At 70.1% G+C, this 24,717-nt stretch carries 18 protein-coding genes; 5 read left to right on the forward strand and 13 right to left on the reverse strand.

The annotated features are described in order from the left end of the window. Positions 1 to 49: 49 nt before the first annotated feature. Together ACFVXE_RS01695 and hemC are read right to left on the reverse strand one after the other, a co-directional pair. Positions 50 to 694, reverse strand: coding sequence for a histidine phosphatase family protein (locus ACFVXE_RS01695; RefSeq protein ID WP_389668130.1), 645 nt, complete (start codon positions 692 to 694; stop codon positions 50 to 52). Between the two features lie 143 nt (positions 695 to 837). Next, positions 838 to 1,773: a hydroxymethylbilane synthase gene (hemC, locus tag ACFVXE_RS01700; protein ID WP_389668132.1), complete on the reverse strand. Its 936-nt coding sequence runs from the start codon at positions 1,771 to 1,773 to the stop codon at positions 838 to 840. 327 nt (positions 1,774 to 2,100) lie between these two features. On the opposite strand from hemC, the gene ACFVXE_RS01705 reads away from it, so the two are divergent. Then, a complete protein-coding gene (locus ACFVXE_RS01705) occupies positions 2,101 to 4,074 on the forward strand; it encodes an FUSC family protein (RefSeq protein WP_389668134.1) in 1,974 nt (657 codons plus the stop codon). Between the two features lie 60 nt (positions 4,075 to 4,134). Here the strand turns inward: ACFVXE_RS01705 and acnA are convergent, their stop codons facing one another. Continuing rightward, complete coding sequence (gene acnA, locus ACFVXE_RS01710; protein WP_389668136.1) at positions 4,135 to 6,855, reverse strand: aconitate hydratase AcnA; 2,721 nt, start codon at positions 6,853 to 6,855, stop codon at positions 4,135 to 4,137. A 694-nt stretch (positions 6,856 to 7,549) separates the two neighbouring features. On the opposite strand from acnA, the gene ACFVXE_RS01715 reads away from it, so the two are divergent. The 3 genes from ACFVXE_RS01715 to ACFVXE_RS01725 all read left to right on the forward strand — a co-directional run bounded on the left by ACFVXE_RS01715 (position 7,550) and on the right by ACFVXE_RS01725 (position 10,745). Continuing rightward, a complete protein-coding gene (locus ACFVXE_RS01715; protein WP_389668491.1) occupies positions 7,550 to 8,434 on the forward strand; it encodes a sigma-70 family RNA polymerase sigma factor in 885 nt (294 codons plus the stop codon). 267 nt (positions 8,435 to 8,701) lie between these two features. After that, on the forward strand, positions 8,702 to 10,231 hold the full coding sequence (locus tag ACFVXE_RS01720) for a helix-turn-helix domain-containing protein (protein ID WP_389668138.1): 1,530 nt from the start codon (positions 8,702 to 8,704) through the stop codon (positions 10,229 to 10,231). Positions 10,232 to 10,421: 190 nt separating this feature from the next. Next, a complete protein-coding gene (locus ACFVXE_RS01725) occupies positions 10,422 to 10,745 on the forward strand; it encodes a hypothetical protein (RefSeq protein ID WP_389668140.1) in 324 nt (107 codons plus the stop codon). A 109-nt stretch (positions 10,746 to 10,854) separates the two neighbouring features. On the opposite strand, the gene ACFVXE_RS01730 is transcribed toward ACFVXE_RS01725, so the two are convergent. The 4 genes from ACFVXE_RS01730 to ACFVXE_RS01745 form a co-directional block, all read right to left on the reverse strand. After that, positions 10,855 to 11,520 carry a hypothetical protein gene (locus tag ACFVXE_RS01730; RefSeq protein WP_389668142.1) on the reverse strand — a complete coding sequence of 222 codons (666 nt, stop codon included), beginning with the start codon at positions 11,518 to 11,520 and terminating at the stop codon, positions 10,855 to 10,857. A gap of 32 nt (positions 11,521 to 11,552) precedes the next feature. Next, positions 11,553 to 14,513 (reverse strand): hypothetical protein, encoded by a 2,961-nt coding sequence (locus ACFVXE_RS01735; protein WP_389668144.1) that lies wholly within the window; start codon positions 14,511 to 14,513, stop codon positions 11,553 to 11,555. Between the two features lie 41 nt (positions 14,514 to 14,554). Continuing rightward, complete coding sequence (locus ACFVXE_RS01740; RefSeq protein ID WP_389668146.1) at positions 14,555 to 15,304, reverse strand: DUF2690 domain-containing protein; 750 nt, start codon at positions 15,302 to 15,304, stop codon at positions 14,555 to 14,557. Between the two features lie 319 nt (positions 15,305 to 15,623). Next, the gene (locus tag ACFVXE_RS01745) at positions 15,624 to 16,241 is read right to left on the reverse strand and encodes a TOPRIM nucleotidyl transferase/hydrolase domain-containing protein (protein ID WP_389668148.1); all 618 of its coding nucleotides are present in this window, start codon (positions 16,239 to 16,241) and stop codon (positions 15,624 to 15,626) included. A 204-nt stretch (positions 16,242 to 16,445) separates the two neighbouring features. Between ACFVXE_RS01745 and ACFVXE_RS01750 the strand changes: the two genes are divergently transcribed. After that, entirely contained in the window at positions 16,446 to 18,005 is a 1,560-nt protein-coding gene (locus ACFVXE_RS01750; protein ID WP_389668150.1) for a DUF6056 family protein, read from the forward strand. 53 nt (positions 18,006 to 18,058) lie between these two features. Here the strand turns inward: ACFVXE_RS01750 and mnhG are convergent, their stop codons facing one another. Genes mnhG through ACFVXE_RS01780 form a run of 6 tightly spaced genes read right to left on the reverse strand, consistent with a single transcriptional unit; the run spans position 18,059 to position 24,512 of the window. After that, on the reverse strand, positions 18,059 to 18,412 hold the full coding sequence (gene mnhG, locus ACFVXE_RS01755; RefSeq protein ID WP_389668151.1) for a monovalent cation/H(+) antiporter subunit G: 354 nt from the start codon (positions 18,410 to 18,412) through the stop codon (positions 18,059 to 18,061). Beyond that, positions 18,409 to 18,726 (reverse strand): monovalent cation/H+ antiporter complex subunit F, encoded by a 318-nt coding sequence (locus tag ACFVXE_RS01760; protein ID WP_389668153.1) that lies wholly within the window; start codon positions 18,724 to 18,726, stop codon positions 18,409 to 18,411. Before ACFVXE_RS01760 ends, mnhG begins: the two co-directional genes overlap by 4 nt. After that, positions 18,723 to 19,352 carry a Na+/H+ antiporter subunit E gene (locus tag ACFVXE_RS01765; RefSeq protein WP_389668155.1) on the reverse strand — a complete coding sequence of 210 codons (630 nt, stop codon included), beginning with the start codon at positions 19,350 to 19,352 and terminating at the stop codon, positions 18,723 to 18,725. Before ACFVXE_RS01765 ends, ACFVXE_RS01760 begins: the two co-directional genes overlap by 4 nt. Further along, entirely contained in the window at positions 19,349 to 21,007 is a 1,659-nt protein-coding gene (locus tag ACFVXE_RS01770; RefSeq protein WP_389668157.1) for a Na+/H+ antiporter subunit D, read from the reverse strand. The genes ACFVXE_RS01765 and ACFVXE_RS01770 overlap by 4 nt, the downstream gene beginning before the upstream one ends. After that, positions 21,004 to 21,603, reverse strand: a complete 600-nt coding sequence (locus ACFVXE_RS01775; RefSeq protein WP_389668159.1) for a Na(+)/H(+) antiporter subunit C — start codon at positions 21,601 to 21,603, stop codon at positions 21,004 to 21,006. The genes ACFVXE_RS01770 and ACFVXE_RS01775 overlap by 4 nt, the downstream gene beginning before the upstream one ends. After that, on the reverse strand, positions 21,600 to 24,512 hold the full coding sequence (locus tag ACFVXE_RS01780) for a Na+/H+ antiporter subunit A (RefSeq protein ID WP_389668161.1): 2,913 nt from the start codon (positions 24,510 to 24,512) through the stop codon (positions 21,600 to 21,602). Before ACFVXE_RS01780 ends, ACFVXE_RS01775 begins: the two co-directional genes overlap by 4 nt. Positions 24,513 to 24,717 lie beyond the last annotated feature (205 nt).

Genomic DNA, 24,717 nt, shown 5'->3' on the forward strand with positions numbered 1-24,717 from the left:
GTCTGTCCTTCCGGGGGGACCGGCCGTCCGTCCAGCTCGTCCGCCGGGGTCAGCCCCACTCCGCCGGATCCGGCAGTGCCCCGCGCAGAAGCCTCTCCGGCAGCGCCAGGTTCAGTGCGGTGACGACCGGCTTGCCGTGCTCGGTGCCGAGCCGTGAGACGGCCCCCGTGGCGAGCTGGAACATGGTGCCGCCGGCCGGAGTCAGCCCCAGGTAGCGGGCGGTGAGCACGCGCAGGAAGTGGGAGTGCGCGACGAGAGCGATGTCCGCGTCCCCCATCTGTTCGGCGGCCGCCCGGACCTCGCTCAGTACCCGGTCCGCCCGTTCCCCCACGTCGGCCGGCGTCTCCCCGGGGTGGGACTCGGGTCCGGGGGCGACGCCGTCCGTCCACAGGTTCCAGGTGGGCCGGGTGCGGTAGATCTCGACGGTGGTCACCCCCTCGTAGCCGCCGTAGTCCCACTCGCGCAGGTCCGGGGTGATACGGGGCGAGGACAGCCCCGCGAGCTCGGCGGTGCGGCGGGCCCGCAGGGCCGGGCTGACGAGGGTGAGACCGATCTTCAGATCGGCGATCAGCGGCACGAGCGCGCGGGCCTGCCGCTCGCCCCGTTCGGTCAGGGGCAGATCGGTGTGGCTCGTGTGGCGCCCGTTCCGGGACCACTCGGTCTCGCCGTGCCGGATCAGGATCAACTCGCCCATGGATGCCATCCGCTCTCTGTGCTGGTCACGCCGCGTACTGCGTAACGTGGAAACCCATCGGTCCACGATCGCATTCCGGATGGCCCGCGAGACGGCGGCCGGTGCTCGTTCCGGGTGCGGCAGCGGGCGGAGTCCGCGGCGGTTCAGTGCGGGATGCTGTCAATGAGTTCTCGGGCGCCCTGCCGCAGAAGGGCCACCGCGACAGATGTTCCGAGCGTGGCCGGGTCCAGGCGCCCCGCCCACTCGTGCGCGTTGAGGATCACCTTGCCGTCGGGGGTGAAGACCTTCGCCCGCAGCGACAGCTCACCGGATCCCTCGGTCCGGGCGTAGCCGGCGATGGGGCTGTTGCAGTGGCCCTGCAGCACGTGGAGGAACATGCGCTCGGCGGTGGCCTCCCGGTGGGTCGCGGGGTGACCGAGACCGCTGACCGCGTCGATCAGCGCCGTGTCCCCCTCACGGCACTGGAGGGCGAGGATCCCGGCTCCGATCGGCGGGCACATCACCTCGACCGGCAGGACTTCGGTGACCACGTCCATGCGGTCGATGCGTTCCAGCCCCGCGACGGCCAGCAGCAGCGCATCCGCCTCGCCCGCGGCGAGCTTCTCCAGACGGCGGTTGGCGTTGCCCCGCATCGGCACGCAGCGCAGGTGCGGGTGGGATGCGGCCAGCTGGGCACTGCGCCGTACGGATGAGGTGCCGATGCGGGTTCCGTCGGGGAGCCGGTCGAGGGAGAGTCCGCCCGGGTGAACGAGCGCGTCCCGGATGTCGTCCCGTTCGACGAAGGCCGCGAAGGTCGTGCCGGCGGGCAGCGGCCGGTCGGCGGGAATGTCCTTGACGCAGTGCACCGCGAGATCCGCCTCGCCCGAGAGCAGGGCCGCGTCGACCTCCTTGGTGAACGCCCCCTTCCCCTCGACCTGGGCGAGATCGCCCATCCATCTGTCACCGGTGGTCTTGACGGCCACGACCTCGGTGGCGGTGCCGGGGAGGAGCGCGGCCAGCTCGGCACGGACCCGGGCCACCTGGGCGAGGGCCATGGGCGAGTCGCGGGACACGATGCGGATGAGTTCAGGGGTGGACATGGCGCCCACGATAGACCGTCGGACCCGGGTCCCCCGGCGCACGCCGCGTACCCATGTGCGCGGAGACGTAAGCAAGTTGAAGCCATCGGACGGGTGTGCGAGACAAGTCCGACGCCACTGCCACGGACCCTCGCGCCGCCTGCCCGGAATCTCCCGCGAGGCCGTTGCCGTCCCGGACGAGGCTGCCGACCGCCAGGAGATCACACCGTGGAAACCTGGCCGCAGTCCGATCGACAAGACGTCCTGTTACGGTCGACGGCATGCGGCCGACGTCGCCCGCCCCGACAGCCCCGGATCCTGTCCGGCCGGTGTACGAGGAGGTCAGCCGTGCATGTCCCGGTACGTCGCGGTGCCCGGTCCGTCCGGCGCCCCGCGCCCGTCTGGCTCACCCACCCGCTGAGCCGGCGCCCGGCTCCCGTTCCCCGGACCGCGATGGTGCGTGGCGCGCTGGCGGCGGGGCCGCTGCTCGGCGCCGGAATCGTCACGGAGCACACGGGGCCCGGAGTTCTCGCGGCGCTCGGAGCGATGCTCGCCGGGGTCAACGACCGCCCGGGGACCCGGCGCAGGGGCGCGGTGGGCATCGGACTGCCCGCCCTGGCCGGATCGCTCGGGATACTGGTCGGGACCACGGTCGCGGACAGTGCCGGAGCCTGGGCCGCGGTGCCCGTGCTCTTCCTGGTGGGATGGTTCTCCGGCGCGCTCAGCACGGTGGGTCCGGTGTGGTCGGCGGCCGCCCTCCAGCTGCTGGTCGCCACCACGATCGGCCTGGGGATGCCGATGCCGGGTCCGGCCTGGTTCAAGGCCGGCTGTTTCCTCTCCGGCGCCTCCTGGCTGCTGCTGTTGCGCCTGGTCCCGCGGACGCCGCGGCCCGGCGGGCCCGTACGGTCGAACGGTGAACACGAGGCGGTCGCCGCCGTGTTCGACGCGCTGGCGGACGCTCTGCACGCATTCGGCGGACCTCGGGGCCCGGCCGCGCGCCGCAGGCTGGTCGCCGCGCAGCAGCAGGCGGACGAGGCGCTACGTCTGATGCGGCTGCTGCCCTGGCCCGGTCGGGCCGGCGCTGCGGGCCATCCGCTGGCCAAGCGTCTCGGCGCTGCCGTCGCGCTGTGCGAGGCGGGCATCGCGCTGCTGTGGGAAGGTCGCGCCGTGCCCGGCGAGGTCGCCGACGGACCCCGCAGGCTGGCCGCCGCCGTACGGACCGGCGGCCCGGTGGGGCTGCTGCCGAGCCCGCTGTCGGACACGGTGGGGCGGGCGGCGTTCGACCGGGCGCTGCTGGAGGCCGCCGTGGTGTTCGACCGGACGCTTCACGGCGCCGCCTCCCCGGGCCCGAGGAAGGTCACCGCGCCGGCGCGGCCGTGGCGGAGCATGCGGTCGCCCGCCGGGAGGGAGTACGGGCTGCGGGTGGCGCTCTGCGTCACGGTCACCGGTGCGGTGGCACAGACGCTGCACGAGGCGCACTGGTACTGGCTGCCGGCCACCGCCGCGTTCCTCGTCAAGCCGGACATGGGGCCGCTGTTCTCCCGGGTGGTGAACCGGTTCGCGGGCACCGTCGCCGGGGTACTGGCGTTCGTCCTGTGCACGGCGGTTCCCGGCGGGCTCGGCGCCCCGGCCACCGTGGCGCTGGTCGTCGCGGGTGGCGCGCTGATCCCGTTCTCCGTACGCCACTTCGGTCTGCAGACCGCGGTGATCACGGTGCTGGTGCTCTCCTTCGTCCGCACGGCCGGTGACACCGAGGCCGCTCCCGCCCGGCTGCTGGAGACCACTCTCGCCTGCGCCATCGTGCTGCTCGTCGGGCACCTTCCACGGCTGGCCGACCCCGGGGTGCGGGTGGGCCACCGGTACGCGGTCGCGCTGCGCTGCACCGAGCGGTATCTGCGCCATGTGCTGGCCGGGCCGGAAGGGTCGCTGGCCCCGCGCAGGCCGGGCGCGCAGGGGCCGGCTCTGCGCAACGCCGCGTACCGCGCGCTCGCCGAGGCACGCGCGGCCGCGGAGACGGCCGCGGCCGAACTGCCGGGCCCGTACGGGGGGAAGAGGCGCGACTGGTCGGCCGTGACGGCCTCCGCGGAACTGATCGTCGACGCGGCCGCCGTGTGCGCGCTCCGGGTCGAGCACGGTGTGCCCCGGCCCTCCCCGGCCGAGGTGGAGCAGGTGACGACCGCGCTGTCGTCGGCTGCCGACGCGCTGGAGGGCGGTCACGGCGGCAGCCGTCCCGCGCCGGGTGCGGGGCCGCGGGACTGCCGTTCGCTGCGGGACGTCATGACCCAGCTGCACGGCATTCACGCGTTCACCGCCGCCGCGTGAACGCGGCAGGGCCGCATCCCGTCACCGGGATGCGGCCCTGCCTGCTGTTCCTGCCGGACCCTACTTGCGGATCAGGCTGCGGAGCACGTACTGCATGATGCCGCCGTTGCGGTAGTAGTCCGCCTCGCCGGGGGTGTCGATGCGGACGACCGCGTCGAACTCCACACCGGTGTCGGTGGAGACCTTCACCGTGCGCGGCGTGGTGCCGTTGTTCAGCTCCGTCACACCGGTGAAGGAGAAGGTCTCCTCGCCGGTGAGGCCGAGGGTCTCGGCGGTCGCGCCCTCCGGGAACTGGAGCGGCAGGACACCCATGCCGATGAGGTTCGAGCGGTGGATGCGCTCGTACGACTCGGCGATGACGGCCTTGACGCCGAGGAGCGCGGTGCCCTTGGCGGCCCAGTCACGGGACGAGCCGGAGCCGTACTCCTTGCCCGCCAGGATGACCAGCGGGACGCCCGCGGCCTGGTAGTTCTGCGAGGCATCGTAGATGAACGACACCGGCGCACCTTCATCGGACCGGGTGAAGTCGCGGGTGTAGCCACCCTCGGTGCCCGGGGCGATCTGGTTGCGCAGGCGGATGTTCGCGAAGGTGCCGCGAATCATGACCTCGTGGTTACCGCGGCGCGAGCCGTACGAGTTGAAGTCGCGGCGCTCGACACCGTGCTCCGTCAGGTACGTGCCGGCCGGGGTGTCGGCCTTGATCGCACCGGCCGGGGAGATGTGGTCGGTGGTGACCGAGTCGCCCAGCTTGGCGAGCACGCGCGCGCCGGCGATGTCGGAGACCGGGGTGGTCTCCATCGTCATGCCCTCGAAGTACGGGGGCTTACGGACGTAGGTCGACTCGGCGTCCCACTCGAAGGTGTTGCCGGTCGGGATCGGCAGCGCCTGCCACTGGGCGTCGCCCGCGAAGACGTCCTGGTAGGACTTGTTGAACATGTCCTCGCCGATGGAGTTGGCGACGACGTCGTTGACCTCGGCCTCGGTGGGCCAGATGTCCGCGAGGTGGACCGGCTTGCCGTCCTGGTCGACGCCCAGGGCGTCCTTGGTGATGTCGACCTTCATCGAACCGGCGATGGCGTACGCGACGACCAGCGGCGGGGACGCCAGGTAGTTCATCTTGACGTCGGGGTTGATCCGGCCCTCGAAGTTACGGTTGCCGGAGAGCACCGAGGTCACGGCCAGGTCGTGCTCGTTGACCGCCTTGGAGACCTCTTCCGGCAGCGGGCCGGAGTTGCCGATGCAGGTGGTGCAGCCGTAGCCGACGAGGTTGAAGCCGACCTTGTCGAGGTACGGGGTCAGGCCCGCCTTGTCGAAGTAGTCGGTGACGACCTTGGAGCCCGGGGCGAGCGTGGTCTTGACCCACGGCTTGCGGGTCAGGCCCTTCTCGACCGCCTTCTTGGCCACGAGCGCGGCGGCGACCATGACGTACGGGTTCGAGGTGTTGGTGCACGAGGTGATCGCGGCGACGGTGACGGCGCCGTGGTCGATCTCGTACGTCGTCCCGTCGGGGGCCGTCACCGTGGTCGGACGCGACGGCACACCGTTGCTGGAGGCCGGCGAGTCGGAGGCCGGGAAGGACTCCTTGCCCGACTCCTCGTCCTCGGAGACGTAGTTGCGGACGTCCTGCGCGAACTGCTGCGAGGCGTTGGCGAGGACGATGCGGTCCTGCGGGCGCTTCGGGCCGGCGATGGAGGGGACGACCGTGGAGAGGTCGAGCTCCAGCTTCTCGGAGAAGTCCGGCTCGGCGGCCGGGTCGAGCCAGAGGCCCTGCTCCTTGGCGTACGCCTCGACGAGCGCGACCTGCTGCTCGTCACGGCCGGTCAGGCGCAGGTACTTCAGCGTCTCGTCGTCGATCGGGAAGATCGCGGCGGTGGAGCCGAACTCCGGCGACATGTTGCCGATGGTGGCGCGGTTCGCGAGGGAGGTGGCGGCGACGCCCTCACCGTAGAACTCGACGAACTTGCCGACGACGCCGTGCTTGCGGAGCATCTCCGTGATGGTCAGCACGAGGTCGGTGGCGGTGGTGCCGGGCTTCAGCTCGCCGGTCAGCTTGAAGCCGACGACGCGCGGGATGAGCATCGAGACCGGCTGGCCGAGCATCGCGGCCTCGGCCTCGATGCCGCCGACGCCCCAGCCCAGCACGCCGAGGCCGTTGACCATGGTGGTGTGCGAGTCGGTGCCGACGAGGGTGTCGGGGTACGCCTGGCCGTTCCGGACCATGACCGTACGGGCCAGGTGCTCGATGTTGACCTGGTGGACGATGCCGGTGCCCGGGGGGACGACCTTGAACTCGTCGAAGGCGGTCTGGCCCCAGCGCAGGAACTGGTAGCGCTCCTTGTTGCGGCCGTACTCCAGCTCGACGTTCTGCGCGAACGCGTCCTTGGTGCCGAACTTGTCCGCGATGACGGAGTGGTCGATGACCAGCTCGGCCGGCGCCAGCGGGTTGATCTTCGCCGGGTCGCCGCCGAGCTCCTTCACGGCCTCACGCATGGTGGCGAGGTCCACGACACACGGAACGCCGGTGAAGTCCTGCATGATCACGCGGGCCGGCGTGAACTGGATCTCCTGGCTGGGCTGGGCCTGGGAGTCCCAGCCACCCAGCGCCCGGATGTGGTCGGCGGTGATGTTCGCGCCGTCCTCGGTGCGGAGCAGGTTCTCCAGCAGCACCTTCAGGCTGTAAGGGAGGCGCGCGGAGCCCTCGACCTTGTCCAGCTTGAAGATCTCGTACGACTCGTCGCCCACGCGCAGCGTGCTGCGGGCGTCGAAGCTGTTCGCCGACACGACAGTCTCCTTCATCAATGTGCGCGTACTACCGCGCCGCGCCTCTTTTTCGGCGGGCGCCGCGTGGTGCCGCCTACGGCTCCTCGACCATCCGCTAAGGTAAGGCTTAGTTAGGTAACCCTTACCTCTCGGCGGCGCGGTGCACCCTCGGCAGATATCTCGATGTCGAGATAACTCTAGTACATCACCGCCGACGGGTCATGCGCGGCTGCCCCTGTCCTGCCCCGACGAAGTCAGTCGCCCTCGCCCGCGCTCGTCCGCGTGGACCGGATCGGGTGAGACGTAGAGACTCGGTTCGTCGAGACGGATCCCGGGGGCCAGGACCGAACAGGCTCCGTACCGTCCGGTCCCAGGTCGGGCTGCCGCTGTACCGGTCGGGCCGTCACGCCCTGGCGCCGGCGACTCCCGAGCCATCCGTGCAGTCACGGACTCGCGCACCACCGTTCGCGCCGTGGCGACCGCGGCGAGCGTCGATCCGGCTCTGGCCATGCAGTACTTCGGCTCGAAGCGGGAGCTGTTCAGCCAAGTCGTGCAGGCGCCCTCCGGACGCGCCGGCGACGGTGCGGGCGCCCTGCGCCCGGTCCGGGCCCGTGCTCTTCCCCGATTCGCCTGCCCACGGGACGCCCCTGCGGCCACAATCGGCTGCGGCCGACGAGGGAGCACCTCCACACCTGCGGCGAGGGGAACGGACCGGATGGACGAGCGCACGCGGCAGGCCGAGCGATTCGAGGGAGAACGGGCCCGTCTGCGAGCGATGGCCTACCGGATGCTCGGCTCGGTGAGCGAGGCCGACGACGCCGTCCAGGAGACCTGGCTGCGCCTCGGCCGCACCGACGCGGCCGGCATCGAGAATCTCGGCGGATGGCTGACGACGGTGGCGGCCCGGGTGTGTCTGAACATGCTGCGCGCACGGGAGTCACGGCGTGAGGAACCTCTCGGCGCGTCCGCCCCCGAACCGGTCGCGGGCCACCGGGACGGCGGCGCTCCCGAGGAGGAGGCGATCCTGGCCGACTCGGTCGGCCTGGCCCTGCTGGTGGTGCTGGACACGCTGTCACCGGCCGAGCGGATCGCCTTCGTGCTGCACGACCTCTTCGCGGTGCCCTTCGACGAGATAGCCCCGATGATCGAGCGCTCCCCGACCGCGACCAGGCAGCTCGCCAGCCGCGCCCGCCGCCGGGTCAAGGGGGTCTCCCCTGCGCCCGCCGCCGATCCGGCGCTTCAGCGTCGCGTCGTCGAGGCCTTCCTGACCGCCACCCGCGGCGGGGACTTCGACGCACTGGTACGGCTGCTCCACCCGGACGTGGTCCTCCGCGCCGACCCCGCGGTGATCCCCACCCCCACGCCCGTCGTCGTCCGCGGCGCCCGCACCGTCGCCGAGGGGGCGATGGCCGCCATGGGACGGGCCCGGTCCACCCGGACCGGCCTGGTCGACGGAACGGCCGGACTCGTGATGGCCCCTGGTGGACGACTGTTCCTGGTACTCGCGTTCACGATCACCGACGGCGTGATCACCGGGATCGACGTGATCGCGGACCCGGAGCGTCTGCGCCGGATCGATATCGCGGTTCTCGACGCGTGAGCACGAACCGGCGTCCCGCACCCGGACAACGGAGGCCGGACCGGATGCCGGCCCGTCCGACCCCGGGGCGCTCACTCCGCGACACCCGGTCGGACCCGCCCGGCGTGCCGAACCGCCGCAACAGGCGGACAGTGGGACCGGGTGGCGCGTCCTTTTCCGAGGGCGCGCTCCCTAGTGCGCCCGCGCCCCCTCCAGCGCTTCACATGCGTCACTCGAACACCACGGCCCCGCCTCATTGACATCTCATATTTGAGATAACCTGGCGTCATGTCAGACGACTACCTTGCACGCATCGGCAAGCTCATACGTGACGCCCGCCAGCACAGGGGCTGGACACAGAGCCAACTCGCCGAGGCGCTCGGCACCAGCCAGAGCGCCGTGAACCGCATCGAGCGCGGCAATCAGAACATCAGTCTTGAGATGATTGCCCGTATCGGTGAAGCACTCGACAGCGAGATCGTGTCGCTCGGCTATGCCGGGCCGATGCACCTCCGGGTGGTCGGCGGACGCCGCCTCTCGGGCTCCATCGACGTCAAGACCAGCAAGAACGCCTGCGTGGCCCTGCTCTGCGGCTCGTTGCTCAACAAGGGGCGTACGGTGCTGCGCCGGGTCGCCCGGATCGAAGAGGTCTACCGCCTCCTCGAAGTGCTGAACTCCATCGGTGTCCGCGCCCGGTGGATCAACGACGGTACCGATCTGGAGATCGTCCCGCCGGCCCGGCTCGACATGGACGCCATCGACGCGGACGCAGCCCGCCGCACCCGGTCCATCATCATGTTCCTCGGCCCCCTGCTGCATCGCATGGACCGGTTCAAACTGCCCTACGCGGGCGGCTGCGACCTCGGCACCCGGACCATCGAGCCGCACATGATCGCACTGCGCCGGTTCGGCCTGGAGATCGCCGCCACCGAGGGCCTGTACCACGCACAGATAGACCACTCGGTCACCCCGGACCGCCCCATCGTGCTGACGGAGCGAGGGGACACGGTGACCGAGAACGCACTGCTGGCCGCCGCCCGCCACGACGGCACGACCGTCATCCGCAACGCGTCCTCCAACTACATGGTCCAGGACCTCTGCTTCTTCCTGGAGGCGCTGGGCGTACGGGTGGACGGCGTCGGTACGACGACGCTGACCGTGCACGGCGTGCCGCACATAGACGTGGACGTCGACTACTCCCCCTCCGAGGACCCGGTCGAGGCGATGAGTCTGCTCGCCGCCGCCGTGGTGACGGAGTCCCGGCTGACCATCCGCAGGGTCCCGATCGAGTTCCTGGAGATCGAGCTCGCGGTACTGGAGGAGATGGGCGTCGACTGCGACCGCACGGCGGAGTACGCAGCGGACAACGGCCGTACCCGGCTGGTCGACCTGACGGTCCGGCCCTCCAAGCTGGAGGCCCCGATCGACAAGATCCACCCGATGCCGTTCCCCGGCCTCAACATCGACAACGTGCCGTTCTTCGCGGCCATCGCCGCCTCGGCGCACGGCCAGACCCTCATACACGACTGGGTCTACGACAACCGGGCGATCTATCTGACCGACCTCAACCGCCTGGGCGGCCGACTCCAACTCCTCGACCCGCACCGGGTTCTGGTGGAGGGTCCGACCCGGTGGCGCGCGGCCGAGATGATGTGCCCGCCGGCGCTGCGCCCCGCCGTGGTGGTCCTGCTGGCGATGATGGCGGCCGAAGGGACCTCCGTCCTGCGCAATGTGTACGTCATCAACCGCGGCTACGAGGAACTGGCCGAACGGCTCAACTCGGTCGGCGCCCAGATCGAGATCTTCCGGGACATCTGAGACTGGACAAGTGACCACTCCGCCACACCCCACCCGAGCTGCGCACATACAGATTCGGAGGGGGTGTGGCGGTGACCTTGGGACTTCCCTGGGACTTTGCGCCGTGCGCAATTCAGGATATTTCCGTTCGGGCGATTGACGCGTACATGCAGTACAATGCGCCTCTGGAATCTACTCAGAAGAGAGCATTGTGAATAAAGCGCGCACATTTCTCGTGGTGGCATGCACACTCATGGTCGCCGCATGCGGGGGAAGCAGCACTTCCATCAACACATCCCGCCTGACCGACCGGGAAAAGGAATGGGTCGAGTTCTCCTACGCGCACGAGAAGAACGAAGATATCAAACGGACCTGGGAACAACTGCCCGCCGAAGGCGTCAAGTCCTACCTCGATCAGCAGCGTCCCCGCCTGTGCGGCGACACGGCGTCGCTGATGCAGAGTCTGAAGGAAGCGGGCTACGAGGCAGGTGAAATGCAGGAGTACAAGGAAAAGACAGCGGAACTCATTTGCTAGCCCCCATGGAGCGGATTTTTTCCGTCAAGGCGTTCCAGGGGCAGACCACACGCTTGCAGAGCGAAGGTCCCTGCCGTCGCCGGCAGGGACCTTCACGTCCGGAAGCCGGCTACTTGCTGGATGACACCGCGCCTCCGAGAATCCTCAGTGAATACTTGTCATACGCCCGGTGCAGAACCATCGTCACCGGACCCGAGGTGAAGACCCCACTGACGACGTACTCCATCTTGTTTCCCAACTCGGCGACCTTCTTCTCATACAGGGAATCGGTCTCCTTCTTCGCCTGCTCGAGCCACGAAGACGCCTTTCCGTGGTCTACTCCCGCCACGTCGAGTCCGGTGCAGGAAGCGAGGAAGTCGAAACCATCGGATTGGTTCGTGCTGGTTCCGCACAGGAGAGACGACATGTTCTCGTGATCGGCGTATCCGGCCGAAACCGTCACCCCGTTCCCGCCGCGTCCGTGGACATAAGTTCTCTTTTTCCCGTCGGGCATCTCCTGCTCAACGGGCTTGTCCAGCTTCAGCTTCCACTCTCTCGAGAGCCCGGTGAGGAATTCTTTCCCGGTGTATCCCGAGGCCATCGTGTCCGCCGCGCCGAAGCTGGGCCGCTTGTCGCCGGTTACCGCGTGCTTCGGCAGATCGGCAGCACGCGGCGCAGTCCGCGTCCTGGACGGCTCAGGATGAGGCGCTGCCGCCTTCGTACGCTCGGACGCTGCCGTTCCGGGGCTGTTCCGGCTGCAGGAGGCGGCTCCCGCCGCGCCGATGACGACAGTCATCAGCACGGCGGGAACGCGGATGGCGGCGCGTATCACAAGCCACCGTCGTTGAGGGCGCACGGGCCGGGGTCGGAGTAGTTGAACGGAACGAAGGCGATCGCGTCGAACGCCACGTTGTCGTCTCCGGTGCCGTCCTTGTGGATGTTGTCCGCCTCGATCCGGCCACCCTTCCAGAAGCTGAAGGTGCCCAGCTCGAACCAGGTGTCGTTGCCCGCGCTGCGGGTTCCCTGGTTGACATTGCAGTAGTCGGGTTTGGCGCCCATCGTGTTGTCGCCCGGGATGAGGTCGTACCGGACGACCGCTTCCGCGCCGTGGCTGGGCAGGTGGACATAGACCTTGTAGCGCTGACCGGGCTGGTCTCCGGAGGGGAGCTTCTCCTGGTTGACCTCCCACCGGCCGGTGACCTTGTGGAAGGGCTCGCTGTATCCGTAGCTGTGCGTGAAGTAGATGTGGTGGTCGTACCCGGCACCGAGCTGGTGGAGGTCGATGGGGGCGATGTAGGGGGTCGCGCGGAAGGTGCCGTCGTCCCTCAGCATGGTGATGTTGTCACCGGTCTGAAGGGTGAACTTGCCGTCGTCGGCCGCCTCGAAGTCCCCGCAGTCGTAGGTGTCCTCGTGCTCTCCGAGGTCATCGACGATGATGGCGTCGGTGTAGACGCTCGGGTGGTCGATGCACGGGCCGTGACCGTACTTGCTCTTGAGTTCGGGCTCTCCCGAGCCGAGCGAGTAGCTGAGCTGCTCGGTACTGGAGTTGCCGGTGCTCTGCGAGCCCATCCAGTCCACGGTGCCGCTCCAGTAGCAACTCTCGTCCCAGCTCGGGCAAGGGTCGGCCGCGTCCGAGTCGCACGCGTTGATGGACGGGTCGCAGAACAGAGTGCGCGGGGCGACCTTGATCACGCCGAGCGGCATGTCCGGCCTGGAGTACGACTCCTCTGCGTCCCAGGTCTTCTGCGGGACTTCCGCCCAGCCGAAGATCTTTTCCGGGTAGTTCCAGTCGGCGGGGTGGGAGGCGTCGTCATAGCTGTAGCGCAGGAACGGCTGCCGGTCGGCCGGGTAGGACGGGTTGATCGGGTTGTTCAAGAAGCCCAAGCCGACGGAACCGGAGGTGTAGACGCCGGAGTTGTAGCCCCACAGCGCCGTGTACCAGTTCTCGATGTAGGCCGGGCTGCCGTTGTTGATGTTCATGCCCAGCGCCTTGAGCTGGTTCCACTTCTCGGCCAGGATGCCCAGACCGGCGGCGATGTTCGCGGCGTAGTCAGTGGTGACGGCACCGGCGTGCAAGGGGTCGAGCTGCTCCGCGTGCTTCTCGGACATGCCGGTCGTCACCTGGGCGATGCCGTAACCGCAGTCGGCCTTCGCCCGGTTGGGGTAGCCGTGGACACCGTTTGCGTTGCCGAACCAGTCGGACTTGGTCACGTTGCCCGAGTCGCCGTTCACAGAGTGCCAGGACGCCTGCTTGAAGTTGGACTCCTGGGCGAGGATGCCCAGCATGACCTGTGCGGGAATGTCGCCCCCGCCGGTCAACGGCGGCTTGGGGAACAGCCCCTGCGGGGTGTAGGCGGCAAGGCCGGTGTCGTGCCAGTCCTTCGGGCGGGAGACCTTCAACTCGCCGTGCACAGCCTGGTCGACCGCCCACTCGACCATGTTCGCGCTGGGCTGGAGTGCCTGGCGCTTCGGGTCGTTGCGTTTGACGATGCAGGGGGTTTCCATCTCCGGGACCTTGCCGAAGACGGCCGCACCGGATCCGGACAGGCACTGCGATTCCGGCCCGCCCTCACCGCAGGTGGCAGGATCGTCGTCATCGTCTCCGGCCACGGTGAACGCGGCCGGGTCCATCGGCAACGAGGAATCCGGCTTCGGCCGCTTGCGGTCGGCGTCCACGAGCTTGGTGGCCTTCGCACCGGTCTTGAGCGCGGTCGCCTTGACGGTCAGCGATCCGGCGCCCTCGTCCGAGGGTGAGCCGATGCGCGTGGTGATGCCCTTCATCTGCTCGGAGAACACCGAGTTGGTCACCAGGTGACCGTGGCGGGAGATCCCGGCCACGCGGCCGTCCACCGCGTGCTTGGAGAGCCCCGGGGCGTTACTGGTGTCGATTCCCTTCACGTCGCCGACGACCGCGTCGCCGTCGGCCACGGGGAGGAGTTTGACCTCCCCCTTCGGGGCTCGGCCCAGTTCGGTGAAGTCCTTGCCGGTGAAGCGGGAGATGACGCTGCTCTTGCCGTCGACCGTGCCGACGTCCACGGTGCCGTTCTTCGAGGCGGTCAGCGCGAACATCGGGCCGGGCACCGCGGCGAGCTTGCGGGCGGACAGCTTCTTGCCGTTGCCCTTCAGGTCGACGAGGTTGCCGTCGAGCACGCCGACCGTGCGCTTCTGTGTGGGCGTGACGTGCGTCAGGTAGCCGTCGACCGTGCGGCGGGAGGAAACCGATCCCGTGGCCGCGTCGACCGATGTCACCGTCGTCGAGCCGGCGGACCTGTCGGTGGCCGAACTGGAGGTGAACGCCACCTCGTCGCCCGTGCCGCAGCCCGGCGTGAAGTACGCCAGTTGCACCCGGTCGGGAACCTCGGTCACCTTGCCGTCGGAGAGACGGATCACCGCGGCGAACGCGCCGTTCTGGTACGCGCCGGGCTCGTTGGACCAGGCCGACGGGGCGTAGACCGCTGCCGCGTAATTCCCTGATCCCGTGGTGCAGACGTAGCCCGTCCACGGGCCGACGTCGGAAAGTTGCTTGCGGTTGAGGCGGGCGATCTCGTAGAAGGAGAACCCGTCGCTCTCCCTCGCCGCGAGGATGTGCAGTCCCTCGGCGTCACCGGTGGCCTGCACGATCGCGTCCGGTGACGAGGCATAGCCCGACCCCAGGTCCTGGCTCGGTGTGGAGAACAGGCGGGGCGTCGAACCGTCCGCGGCGGTCGGGGCCACCGTGGTGTCCGCGGAAGCCAGCGGGACCAGGGCGGCGGATGCCGCCACCACGCTCATGGCTATCAGCGGATTCATGGACAAATATCTTCTGAGACGTCTCTTTCGCATGATCTTCCTTAAAGCCAGTCCGTACAAAGGCCGTGCATGACCGGGAGGCTCGCGTCGACCGGTTTGTCCGTGGTGGTACTGGGGTCGTTGATGATGTACCTCAGCGGCTCGGGGTCGTACTGGGAATCGACGTCGTTCCAGCACGCCTTCGCGGTCGTGCTCTTCCAGTTCTGCATCTTGGTGTAGGCGCCTGCCACGCCGTCGGCGAGCAGGCCCGCCGTGTCGTAGGCCTCGATGCCGCCGTCGGGATCACGTGTCGTCCACAGCGTCAGGTACACGTAGTCAGGCGATGTGTCGAGATCGCGTGAGACCTTCGCCCATACCCCCTGACAATTCGGTGACCACATCAGCCGCACCGCGACCGACTCGTCCGGCTCGGTCACCTGCTGAAGAATCTCGGCGTCGTCGTCACACCCCATCTGAATCGGGTCCTTGCCCGAACAGGTGGCTCGCCAGCAGTCGGCGGCGGATGCCGGGGACGCGTGAATTCCCTGAAAAACTCCGGCCAGCAGCGTCAGAGCAGCCGCTGCCGGCCCCCATCTACGTATGCCGTGCACACACATCACCTCAGATATTTCTTCTCCGTGCCGCATCGGGCGCAGCACGGAGGGCGTGTTCATCCTTGTTGTCCTCGTGCCACTCAGGGCGTCGGAGGAACGCGTGCAGTTTACGTGAACACGCCAGCGGGTCAGGGGAGTTGTGCCGCCTTTCACCTGCGCTGATGCCGAAGTCGGACGTGTGATGGCAGCGCACCTCATAGGTGGTGCGCGACCACAGAGTGGGGCGTGTCAGGCAGTGTTTCCGCAGCGGTCAGCAGGGTGTGCAACTGCCACTTCGGAATCTCGGAGCACTGAGGAACTGTCGCTCCACGCCGGGCCGTTCCGGCTCACCCGAGCAAGTGACTCCTCGACGACTTGGGTGGCGACGGCGATCCGGCACGGTGGGCGCGGGCCGTTGCGGCCGAGCCCGTCGGCGGACTCCGGGGGCGTAGGCGTGCGCCTCGTCGACGGTGAACGTCCTTCCCGGCAAAGGCCGGCAACCGCGGTGCCGGACGCGGATTTCGAGGGCGCGGAGCCGTCAGAGGCCGGCGAGCAGGCCGTCGAGCGGGGCGGGTACGGCGTCGGGGTCGAGGGCCTCGACGAGGGCGCGACCGTAGTGGATCTTGCGCCCCTTCTTTGTGCCGAGGAAGCGCCGCAACTGCTGCTGCGGAGTGCGTCCCTGTTGTGCGGGCTGCTGGAGGAAGATCTCCAGGGCGCGCAGGTCTCCCTCCGCACGGACGAGCTCCTGCACCCGTGTCACGCCCAGCGCGCGGATCAGCTCGTCCTCGAGATCCTTCGCGCAGACGAAGAACCCCTGCTGTGGCGCACCGGCCCGTTCCAGGCCGCGGACGTAGTAGGGATGCTCGGCTTCGTCGCACAACCCCGTGAGGCGGAGGCCCAGGCCGGGTGGCCCGAGGAGACGGGTGAAGCGCCCGACGCTCATCGCACCGCCCATCGGCAGGACGCAGACTCCTTCGGCCTCCAGGTCCCGTCCGCGGCGCGCGGCCAGCGCACCGACCGCTGCGGCGTCGCTCGGCCCTTCGAGCAGGACGGCTGTCCGGACAGGCAGCCGCTCGGCCAGCTCGCGCGCGGGGTCGCCGGGGCCACCGGCCGCCCACGCGACGACTGCCTCCCGGAACTCCCCCATGCCGACCATGGGACGAGTCTCCGCCCTTCCCGGCTGTCACGGTAGGGAATTTCCGCCGCACGTCGATCGGCGGTGAGCGGTCCGCCGCGGCCCGGCGGCCCTGTTCGACCCGGTCAGCCATTCGCGTGAAGCTGTATCGCCGCTGCGTGTACTGGTCCGGGGCGGCACGCTCCTCGAACAGGATTCGACAATGACCACGGTACGAGGAATGCGATGACGGCCACCGGACCGGCGCGGGAGGCGGCGTCGCGCGCGGCCGCCGATCTCTCACGGACAACCCTCCCGGAGCAGCCGCGCGGCCAGGTGCTGCCGGTGGCCGACGGGGCGGCGGGCACCTGGTCCGTGCCTTCGTGGGCAGGGCTCTGGCCGGCTGCGCTCTGTCTCGCGCCGCTCGGCCTGCTGGGGGTGGCGGCGTGGTTCGGGCGCTGGGTCCGCCCCAGCGCCGACGAGTGGTGTTTCCTGCCTGTCGTGCGTGACCAGGGGCTCGCCGGAATGATCGGCAAGTTCTATCTCGGGGACAACGGGCGGATCGCGAATGCCGTGATGGTCTGGGCGTACGCGAAGCCAGGTGTGGCGGGGCACCAGTGGTTCGGTCTGGTCAGCGGCACCGTCATGCTGGGGATCCTGTGGGCGGTGACCGCCTCGGCGCTGCGCAGGGCGGGGCTGACGGCTCCGCGCGGAGTCCCGTTGCTCGTGGCCTCGATGGTGACGGCCGTCTTCCTCCTCGCGACACCCAATACGTACAAGACGTTCTACTGGCCCGCCTCCTCCGTCTCGCACACGATGGCACCGGTGCTCGCCTGCGCCGCTGCCCTGCCCGCGCTGCGGGCGCGGTCCCGGACGGGGAGGCGTGCCGCAACGGCCGTCGTCCTCCTGGCGGGGCTCTGCATGGGCACGCTGTCGGAAGAGGCATCGGTCGTCGTGATCGTCGTGATGTCGGCCGTCGCGCTCCTCGCCCGTCCGGTCTTCCCCGGGCGACGGCGGGCCGCCGTGCGCGTCTGGTGCCTGGCCGGCATCGGCGGGACCGGTATCGGGACTCTCGTGCTCTTCACGTCTCCGGGCGCCCGGATCCGGCGGGGGCGGTTCGGTACGGACGGGGTGTCCTTCCTGGCGCCCGATCCACTCCTCGGAGCCCTGCGCGACTTCGGGCACATCCTGGGAACACTGCTGACCACCTGGGCCTACCTGGGTGCCGTCGCGGCCGGGGTGCTGCTGGGGCTGCTCGTCAGGGGCGGGGACGGGCGCCGCGTGACGCTGCCGCGGCGCTGGCCGCTGTTCGGCGGCGCCGGTGTCCTCGTGTTCCTGCTCGCCGGCTACCTCTGCACGGTCGTCGCGTATCCCGTCTTCGGCAGGAGCGTGGTCACCTCCTCCCGGATCTGGAACGACTACCTCCTGCTGTTCCTGGCGGTGCTCGTCGGTGCAGGTGCGCTGCTGGGACTCGCGCTCGGGCGGCGTGCCCGGCGTTCCGGCGCGGTGCGGGCGGCCGGGGCCGCGGTGTGCGCGGCGGTGTGCGCCGTCGTGTGTGTCGCTCTCACCGTGCCGCTGGGGCGGCTCGAAGGGGACATGCGTGTACGGGCGGTGGCCTGGGAGCGGCAGGACCGGTGGATGCGCGCCCGCGCGGCGGCCGGTGCCCGGGTCCTCCCGTACACGCCCCTGCCGGTCGCCGGAATGGTGGAACCGTTCCGGCACCACGGGCGGCGGGTCTGGCCGAACACCTGCGTCGCCGACTACTACCGCCTGGACCGGATCACCTATGCGCCGCGGGTCCCCTGACCGGTCGCAGCCGCGGCCGCCCCCTCACCGCCGGCCGGGACCCGGCGTGCCCGTCAGCGCTCCTCGGTCAGCTGTGCGTCCAGTTCGTCGAAGAGCAGTTCGCTGTGGTCGATCTGACCGGTCCGGTACGCGGAGCGCGCCACCAGGTGCGCGGCGACCGGTCCGGTCATCAGCTGGAAGAACCCGATGAGGGCGAGCGTGGCGAGGTCCATGCCGCTGCGCAGCCGCAGCGCGACCCCGGCGAGGACCAGCAGCATGCCGAGGCTCTGCGGTTTGGTCGCGGCGTGGCTACGGGACAGGACGTCCGGCAGCCGCAGCATGCCGATCACTCCGAGCAGGCAGATGGCGGCGCCGATGAGGACCAGCACCGCGCCGGTCGTGTCGGCGACCTGGAGCCAGACGTTCACTTCGCTCCCTCCTCCTTCTGCGGCTTCCTCTTCGGCCGGTCGCGCACCGCGATGAAGCGCGCGATGCCCACCGAGCCGGTGAACCCGAGGAAGGCGAGCACCAGCATGATCGGGAAGTAGAACGGATCGCGGGCGAAGGCCGACTTGGCGCCGAGACCCGCGATGATGAGGGCCGCGCAGACGTCCAGCGAGATGGCCCGGTCCAGCATCGAAGGACCACGCCAGATACGGGTGAGCAGCCCCGCCCCGGCGATGATGATCAGCACGACGGCGGCGGTGAGCACCACCCGGTCGACGGTCTCCGGGACGGTCATGCGTCCGCTCCTCCTTCCCCTGTCCGCGGCATGGGCGGGGGTGGTCCTGCCACCCGGGCGATCTCGTCGCTGGTGCCGAACGCCCGTACCGTCAGCGCCTCCAGCCGCCACACGGACCTTCGGGCGGCATCGAGTACGGCGGGCCGGTCCGCGTCGAGAACGTGCAGGAAGACGGTGGCCGTGGCGCGGCGCACCTCGACGACCGATCCGCCGGGCACGTTCGACACGGCGACCGCGGTCGCGGCGAGCATCAGGTCGGAACGGCAGCGCAGCGGTACGGCGATGACGGCGGCCCGGTGCGGATGGTCGACGAAGATCTGCCGGGTGACCTTCAGACCCGAGGTGTACATGTCGTAGAGGAGATAGCCGGCGAGGAGCACGATGCCCCAGGGGTGCAGCCGGAGCCCCAGGTCGACGCGGGGCAGCGGGAACGCCAGGCAGACAGCCACCGCGACGAGCACCCCGGTCACCACGTTGGCCCAGCTCAGGCTGGACCAGAGGAGCACCCAGATGACGGTGAGCCAGGCGATCAGTGGAAGGTCGAGCACCCGGCGTCGGCGGCCGAATTCGCAGCTGAACGGGGGAAGTTCGGCGTTCCGGTGGGAGAAGGTGATCCAGCGACTCACCGGCCGAGCACCGCCTCGGTGTACGGGGTGCGTGCGAGGAGTTCGGCGGCGGTGCGGTCGGTGTAGGAGGTCAGCGGCCCGGCCAGCACGGTGAAGGAGAGTCCGAAGGCGACGGCTGCCGCGGTGGCGCCGGTCATGAGCCGCGGCAGCCGTGTCGTGGTGGTGACCGCGTGGCCGTGCAGGGTGGCGGCCACCGCGCGCCCGGCGGGCTGGTGACGGGGGAGGACCGGTTCGTCGCCGGAGCCGGGGATGTGGTCCGGGCCCGTGTCGGCGTCCTCGTCGTCACCGTCCTCGTCGTCGGACTCCAGGACCGTTCCGTCCGCCGCCTGGCCGGGTGGCGCGGCCCGCCAGAACGCCAGGTTCCAGACCTTGGCCATCACGTACAGCGTGAGGAGGCTGGCCGTCACCGAGCCGACGACGAGGATCCAGGCCCAGACGCTGCCGTCGGCGACGCCTGCCCGCATGAGTCCGAGCTTGCCGATGAATCCGGAGAGCGGCGGGATCCCGGCGAGGTTCATGGCGGGGACGAAGAAGAGTGCGGCGAGCAGCGGGGAGGCCTTGGCAAGTCCGCCGATCCGGGTGAGTTCGGTGGTGCCGGTGCGGCGCTCGATCAGTCCGGCGACGAGGAAGAGGGTGGTCTGGACGGTGATGTGGTGGGCGACGTAGACGATCGCGCCGCCGTACGCCTCGCGGGTGGCCAGGCCGATCCCGAAGACCATGTAGCCGATGTGGCTGATGAGGGTGAAGGAGAGCAGCCGCTTGAGGTCGGTCTGGGCGACGGCTCCCAGGATGCCGATCACCATCGAGGCGAGCGCGGCCGCCATCAGCAGGTCGCCGAGCCGGTTGCCGGGGAAGAGCAGGGTCTCGGTACGCAGCATGCAGTAGACACCGACCTTGGTGAGCAGTCCCGCGAAGACGGCGGTGACGGGGGCGGGTGCGGTCGGGTACGAGTCGGGGAGCCAGGCGGCGAGCGGGAAGACGGCCGCCTTGATGGCGAAGACCGTCAGGAGCATCGCCTGGATCAGGGTCTGCACGCCGAGCGGGAGGTCACGCAGACGCACGGCCAGCTGGGCGAAGTTGGCGGTGCCGGTGGCGGCGTACGTCATGGCGATCGCGGTGAGAAACAGCATCGACGAGAAGAGCGAGATGATCACGTAAGTGGAGCCGGCCCGGACCCGTGGGCCGGTACCACCGAGGGTGAGCAGGACGAAGCTGGCCACCAGCATGATCTCGAAGCCGACGTAGAGATTGACGAGGTCTCCGGCGAGGAAGGTGCAGGAGACCCCGGCGACCAGGATCAGGTACGCCGGGTGGAAGACCGCAACGGGTGTCTCTTCGTCGCGGTCGGCCATGCCCTGGCCGAGGGAGTAGACCAGGACGCACAGGGTGACGGCCGAGGAGACGGTCAGCATCAGCCCGGAGAGCCGGTCGGCGACCAGGGTGATGCCGAGCGGCGGGGCGAAGTCACCGAGGTGGACGGTGAGCGGGCCGCCGCTGTCCGCGGCGATCATCAGGGTGACGGAGAGCGCCAGTACGGCGGTGAGCACGGCGACGCTGATCAGACGCTGGAACTGTTTGAGCCGGGTGCCGAAGGCGAGGCTCAGGCCGGTGGCGCACAGGGGCAGCAGCACCGGCAGCGGGACGAGTTCGTTCACCCGGTGCCTCCTCGGTTCACGTCGTCGGTGCGGGCTTCGGTACGGGCTTCGGGGTCCGCACCCAGTACGTCGTCCCAGAGGTCCCCGGCGGCGTAGCGGCCGCGGGCCTGGAGTGCGCGGTCGGCGCGCAGCCGGCCCCTGAGCCGTCTGCGTTCCTCGCGGTACCGGGACCGCTCCTGCGGCGTGCGTCCGGATTCGGCCCGGTACTGCTCACGCAGTTCGTCCCGCTCGCCCAGGACCTCGGCGCGGAGTGCGATACGGCGGTCCTCCAGGTCGTCGTGGACCTCGTCGGTGCCGGTCAACTGGTGGCTGCGGTACGCCATGGCGAGGAGGAACGCCGTGGTGGCGAGGGTGATGACGATCGCGGTGAGCGCGATGGCCTGCGGCAGCGGGTCGGTGACCTGCCGGAGCGGGACGCCGTACAGGAGGGGCGCCCTGCCCGCCCTGCCGGTGGCGGCGAGGACGAGCAGGTTGATGCCGTTGCCCGCGATGACGGCGCCGAGCAGGATGCGGGTGAGCGGGCGGGTGAGCATGAGGATGCCGCCGACGGCGCAGAGCACGGCGGCCGTGACGAGGAGCGAGGCGCTGACCGTCATCCGGTGGCACCGCCCGGCTCGGGCGCCGGTCCCGCTGCGGCCGCCGCCCGTTCCGCCGCGGCCCGTTCGATCTGCCGGTCGATCTTGGCTCCGAGTGCGCGCACGATGTCCAGCACCACGCCCAGCACCAGCAGATAGACGCCGAAGTCGAAGAGGACCGGCGTGCCGAGGTGGATCGCGCCGAACACGGGCAGGGTGCCGTGGTACGTCCAGGCGTGCAGGACCGTTCCGTCGGCGAGGCCGAGCAGCGCCACCCCCGTGGAGAGGAACAGTCCGAACCCGGTGAAGAGTCCGGGCTGCAGCGGTGCGGCTTCGGCCAGTTCGAACCGGCCGCCCGCCAAGTAGCGGATGATCAGGGCGACTCCGGCGACGAGTCCGGCGACGAAGCCGCCACCCGGCATGTTCTCGGCGCAGAACAGCAGATAGACGGAGAGCACCAGGACCGGGTGGAACAGCAGCCTCGCGACGACCTCGAAGACGATCGAACGGTGTTCGGGGGCGAGGGTCGAACCTGCCGCGAGCCAGCCGCGCTCGGGTGCCCCCTCGTCGCCCTGTGGTACCCCGGTCAGTTCGGACGCCGTCAGTGACCAGGCCGTACGTCCGGGCGCTTCCTCGCGCTGCCCGGATCCGTCCGCCCGGCGGTGCAGATAGATCAGGCTGGTCACACCGATCGCCGCGGCGGCGAGCACGGCGGACTCCCCCATCGTGTCCCAGGCCCGCAGGTCGACCAGGATGGTGGCGACGACGTCCTTGAGCCCGTGGTGCGCGGTCTCCTCGACCATGGCGGCGCCCGCGGGGGCCGCGGTGCGCGCGGCTGCCGCGACCCACACCACCACGCCGAGGGTGGCCGCCGCGGCCAGCGCCACCGGGATGCGCACGGCGCGCCGCCAGGTGCTCACGGTCTCCTGGAAGTGCACCGGCATCCGCCGCAGCACCAGCACGAACACGATCATCGACACGGTCTCGACGCAGAACTGGGTGAGCGCCAGGTCGGGGCCGCCCTGGACGACGAAGAGAAGCGCGGTCCCGTACCCCGTCAGTCCGGCCAGCACCACGGCTTTCATCCGTCGGCTGACGGTGAGGCAGAGAAGCGCGGCCGCGCACGTCAGCGCGGCCACGGCGCCCTGCAGCGGTACGTCCCACAGCCGCGGCGGCGCCGCCCCCTGCCAGGGCCGGTCCGCCGCGAGCACCGCGAGCTGCCCGGCCAGCATCACGAGGAGCGTGGTCGCGAGGTAGACGGAGAGCGAGCCGCGCTGGACGAATCCGGTGACGTCGAGCGAGATCCGTTCCAGGCCGAAGACCAGGCGTCCGAAGACCCGGTCGGCGGTCGGCCAGGCGATGCGCCGGGACAGCCGGATCACGGTGGTGCGCGCCGCGAAGAGCGCCACACCCCCCGCGATCGCGACGGCGGAGAACAGCACGGCGGGACCGAACCCGTGCCAGAGCGCGAGATGGTAGGGGTGCACGGGGACGGAGAAGGTGTCCGCGTACGCGCTCAGCAGCCGGTAGGTCCAGCCGATCCCCGGTCCGAGCACCAGACCGCAGACGGCCAGCAGGGCGGGCGGGGCGAGGAATGCCGGGCCGACCCGGTGCACCGGGGTGTCCCCGGTCCCGGGCTTGCGGGCGAACATGCCCCAGACGAACCGCGTGGTGTACGCGAACGTCAGCGCCGAGCCCGCGACGGTGACGCCGAGCGCCCACCGGTCCGCGGTGTCGCCGTGCAGCAGGGCGTCGAACGCGGCTTCCTTCGCGGCGAATCCGAGCATCGGCGGGAGCGCGGCCATGGACGCGGCGGCGAGCACGGCCACCGCGCACACCTGTGGCAGCGCCCGGCCGACACCGGAGAGACGGCGCAGATCACGGGTGCCGGCCGCGTGGTCGACGATGCCGGTGACGAGGAACAGCGGGGCCTTGAACAGCGCGTGGCTCAGGACCATGACGGTGGCGGCGAGCGCCGTGTCGCGGTTGCCGACGCCGGCGAGCAGGGTCAGGAAGCCGAGTTGGCTGACGGTGCCGTAGGCGAGCACGAGTTTGAGGTCGTTCAGCCGCAGTGCCCGCCAGCCGCCGAGCAGCATGGTCGCGCAGCCGAGGACCATCACGACGGGCCGCCAGACAGGAACGTCGGCGAAGCCCGGCGCGAGCCGGGCCACCAGGTAGACGCCGGCCTTGACCATGGCCGCGGCGTGCAGATAGGCGCTGACGGGGGTGGGCGCCGCCATGGCGTTCGGCAGCCAGAGGCTGAACGGCCAGATCGCCGACTTCGAGAGCGCCCCGCACAGGATCAGCACGACGGCCACCGAGACGGAGACGCTCGTCCCGGGCGGATCGGCGACGATCGCGGAGATCCGGTACGTGCCGGCCGCCCGGCCGAGGATCAGGAAACCCACGAGCATCGCGAGGCCGCCCAGCGTGGTCACCGTGAGTGCCTGGAGCGCGGAGCGGCGGCTGTGCTTGTGCTCGCTGCTGTGCCCGATCAGCAGGAAGGAGAAGACCGTGGTCAGTTCCCAGAACACGTAGAGGGTGATCAGGTCGTCGGCGAGGACCAGTGCGAGCATCGCGCCGGCGAAGGCGAGCAGGTTCCCGGCGAACGCGGGCAGCTGCGGGGTGTCGTCGGAGAAGTACGGGACGCAGTACAGCAGGACGAGGGCGCCGATTCCCGCGGCGAGCAGCACCATGAGTTCGCCGAGTGCGTCGAGGCGCAGGGCGACCGAGACGTCGTACGCCGGCATCCACTGCCACGACCAGGTGACGGACCCGCCGGACGCGGCGGTGTTCCACTGCGTGGCCGCCCACACCGTGGCGGCGGCGGGCGGCAGCGCCAGCAGGGCGAAGGCACGGCTGCCCAGCCGCCGCACCAGCGGGCGCGCGAACGCGGCGAGAACGAAATGGCAGACGACGAGCGCGGTCATACGGCCACGGAGGGCGCCCCACGCCCGCCCGTGGCGGGGGTCCGGGGGCGTGGCGATTGATTACGGGCAAAGGGCACTAAGTACAGATATATCTCCGAACACGCTTCACCCGTACGGCGCGCCGCGTCGCCCGCATCCGACTCGGATCATCCTCGGTCGCCGCGGGCACCTGCCGCGACGTTTCGCGGTGCGTCCGCGGCGCCGG

The organism is Streptomyces sp. NPDC058231 (assembly GCF_042882275.1).
In the GTDB taxonomy this organism is placed as follows: Bacteria; Actinomycetota; Actinomycetes; order Streptomycetales; family Streptomycetaceae; genus Streptomyces.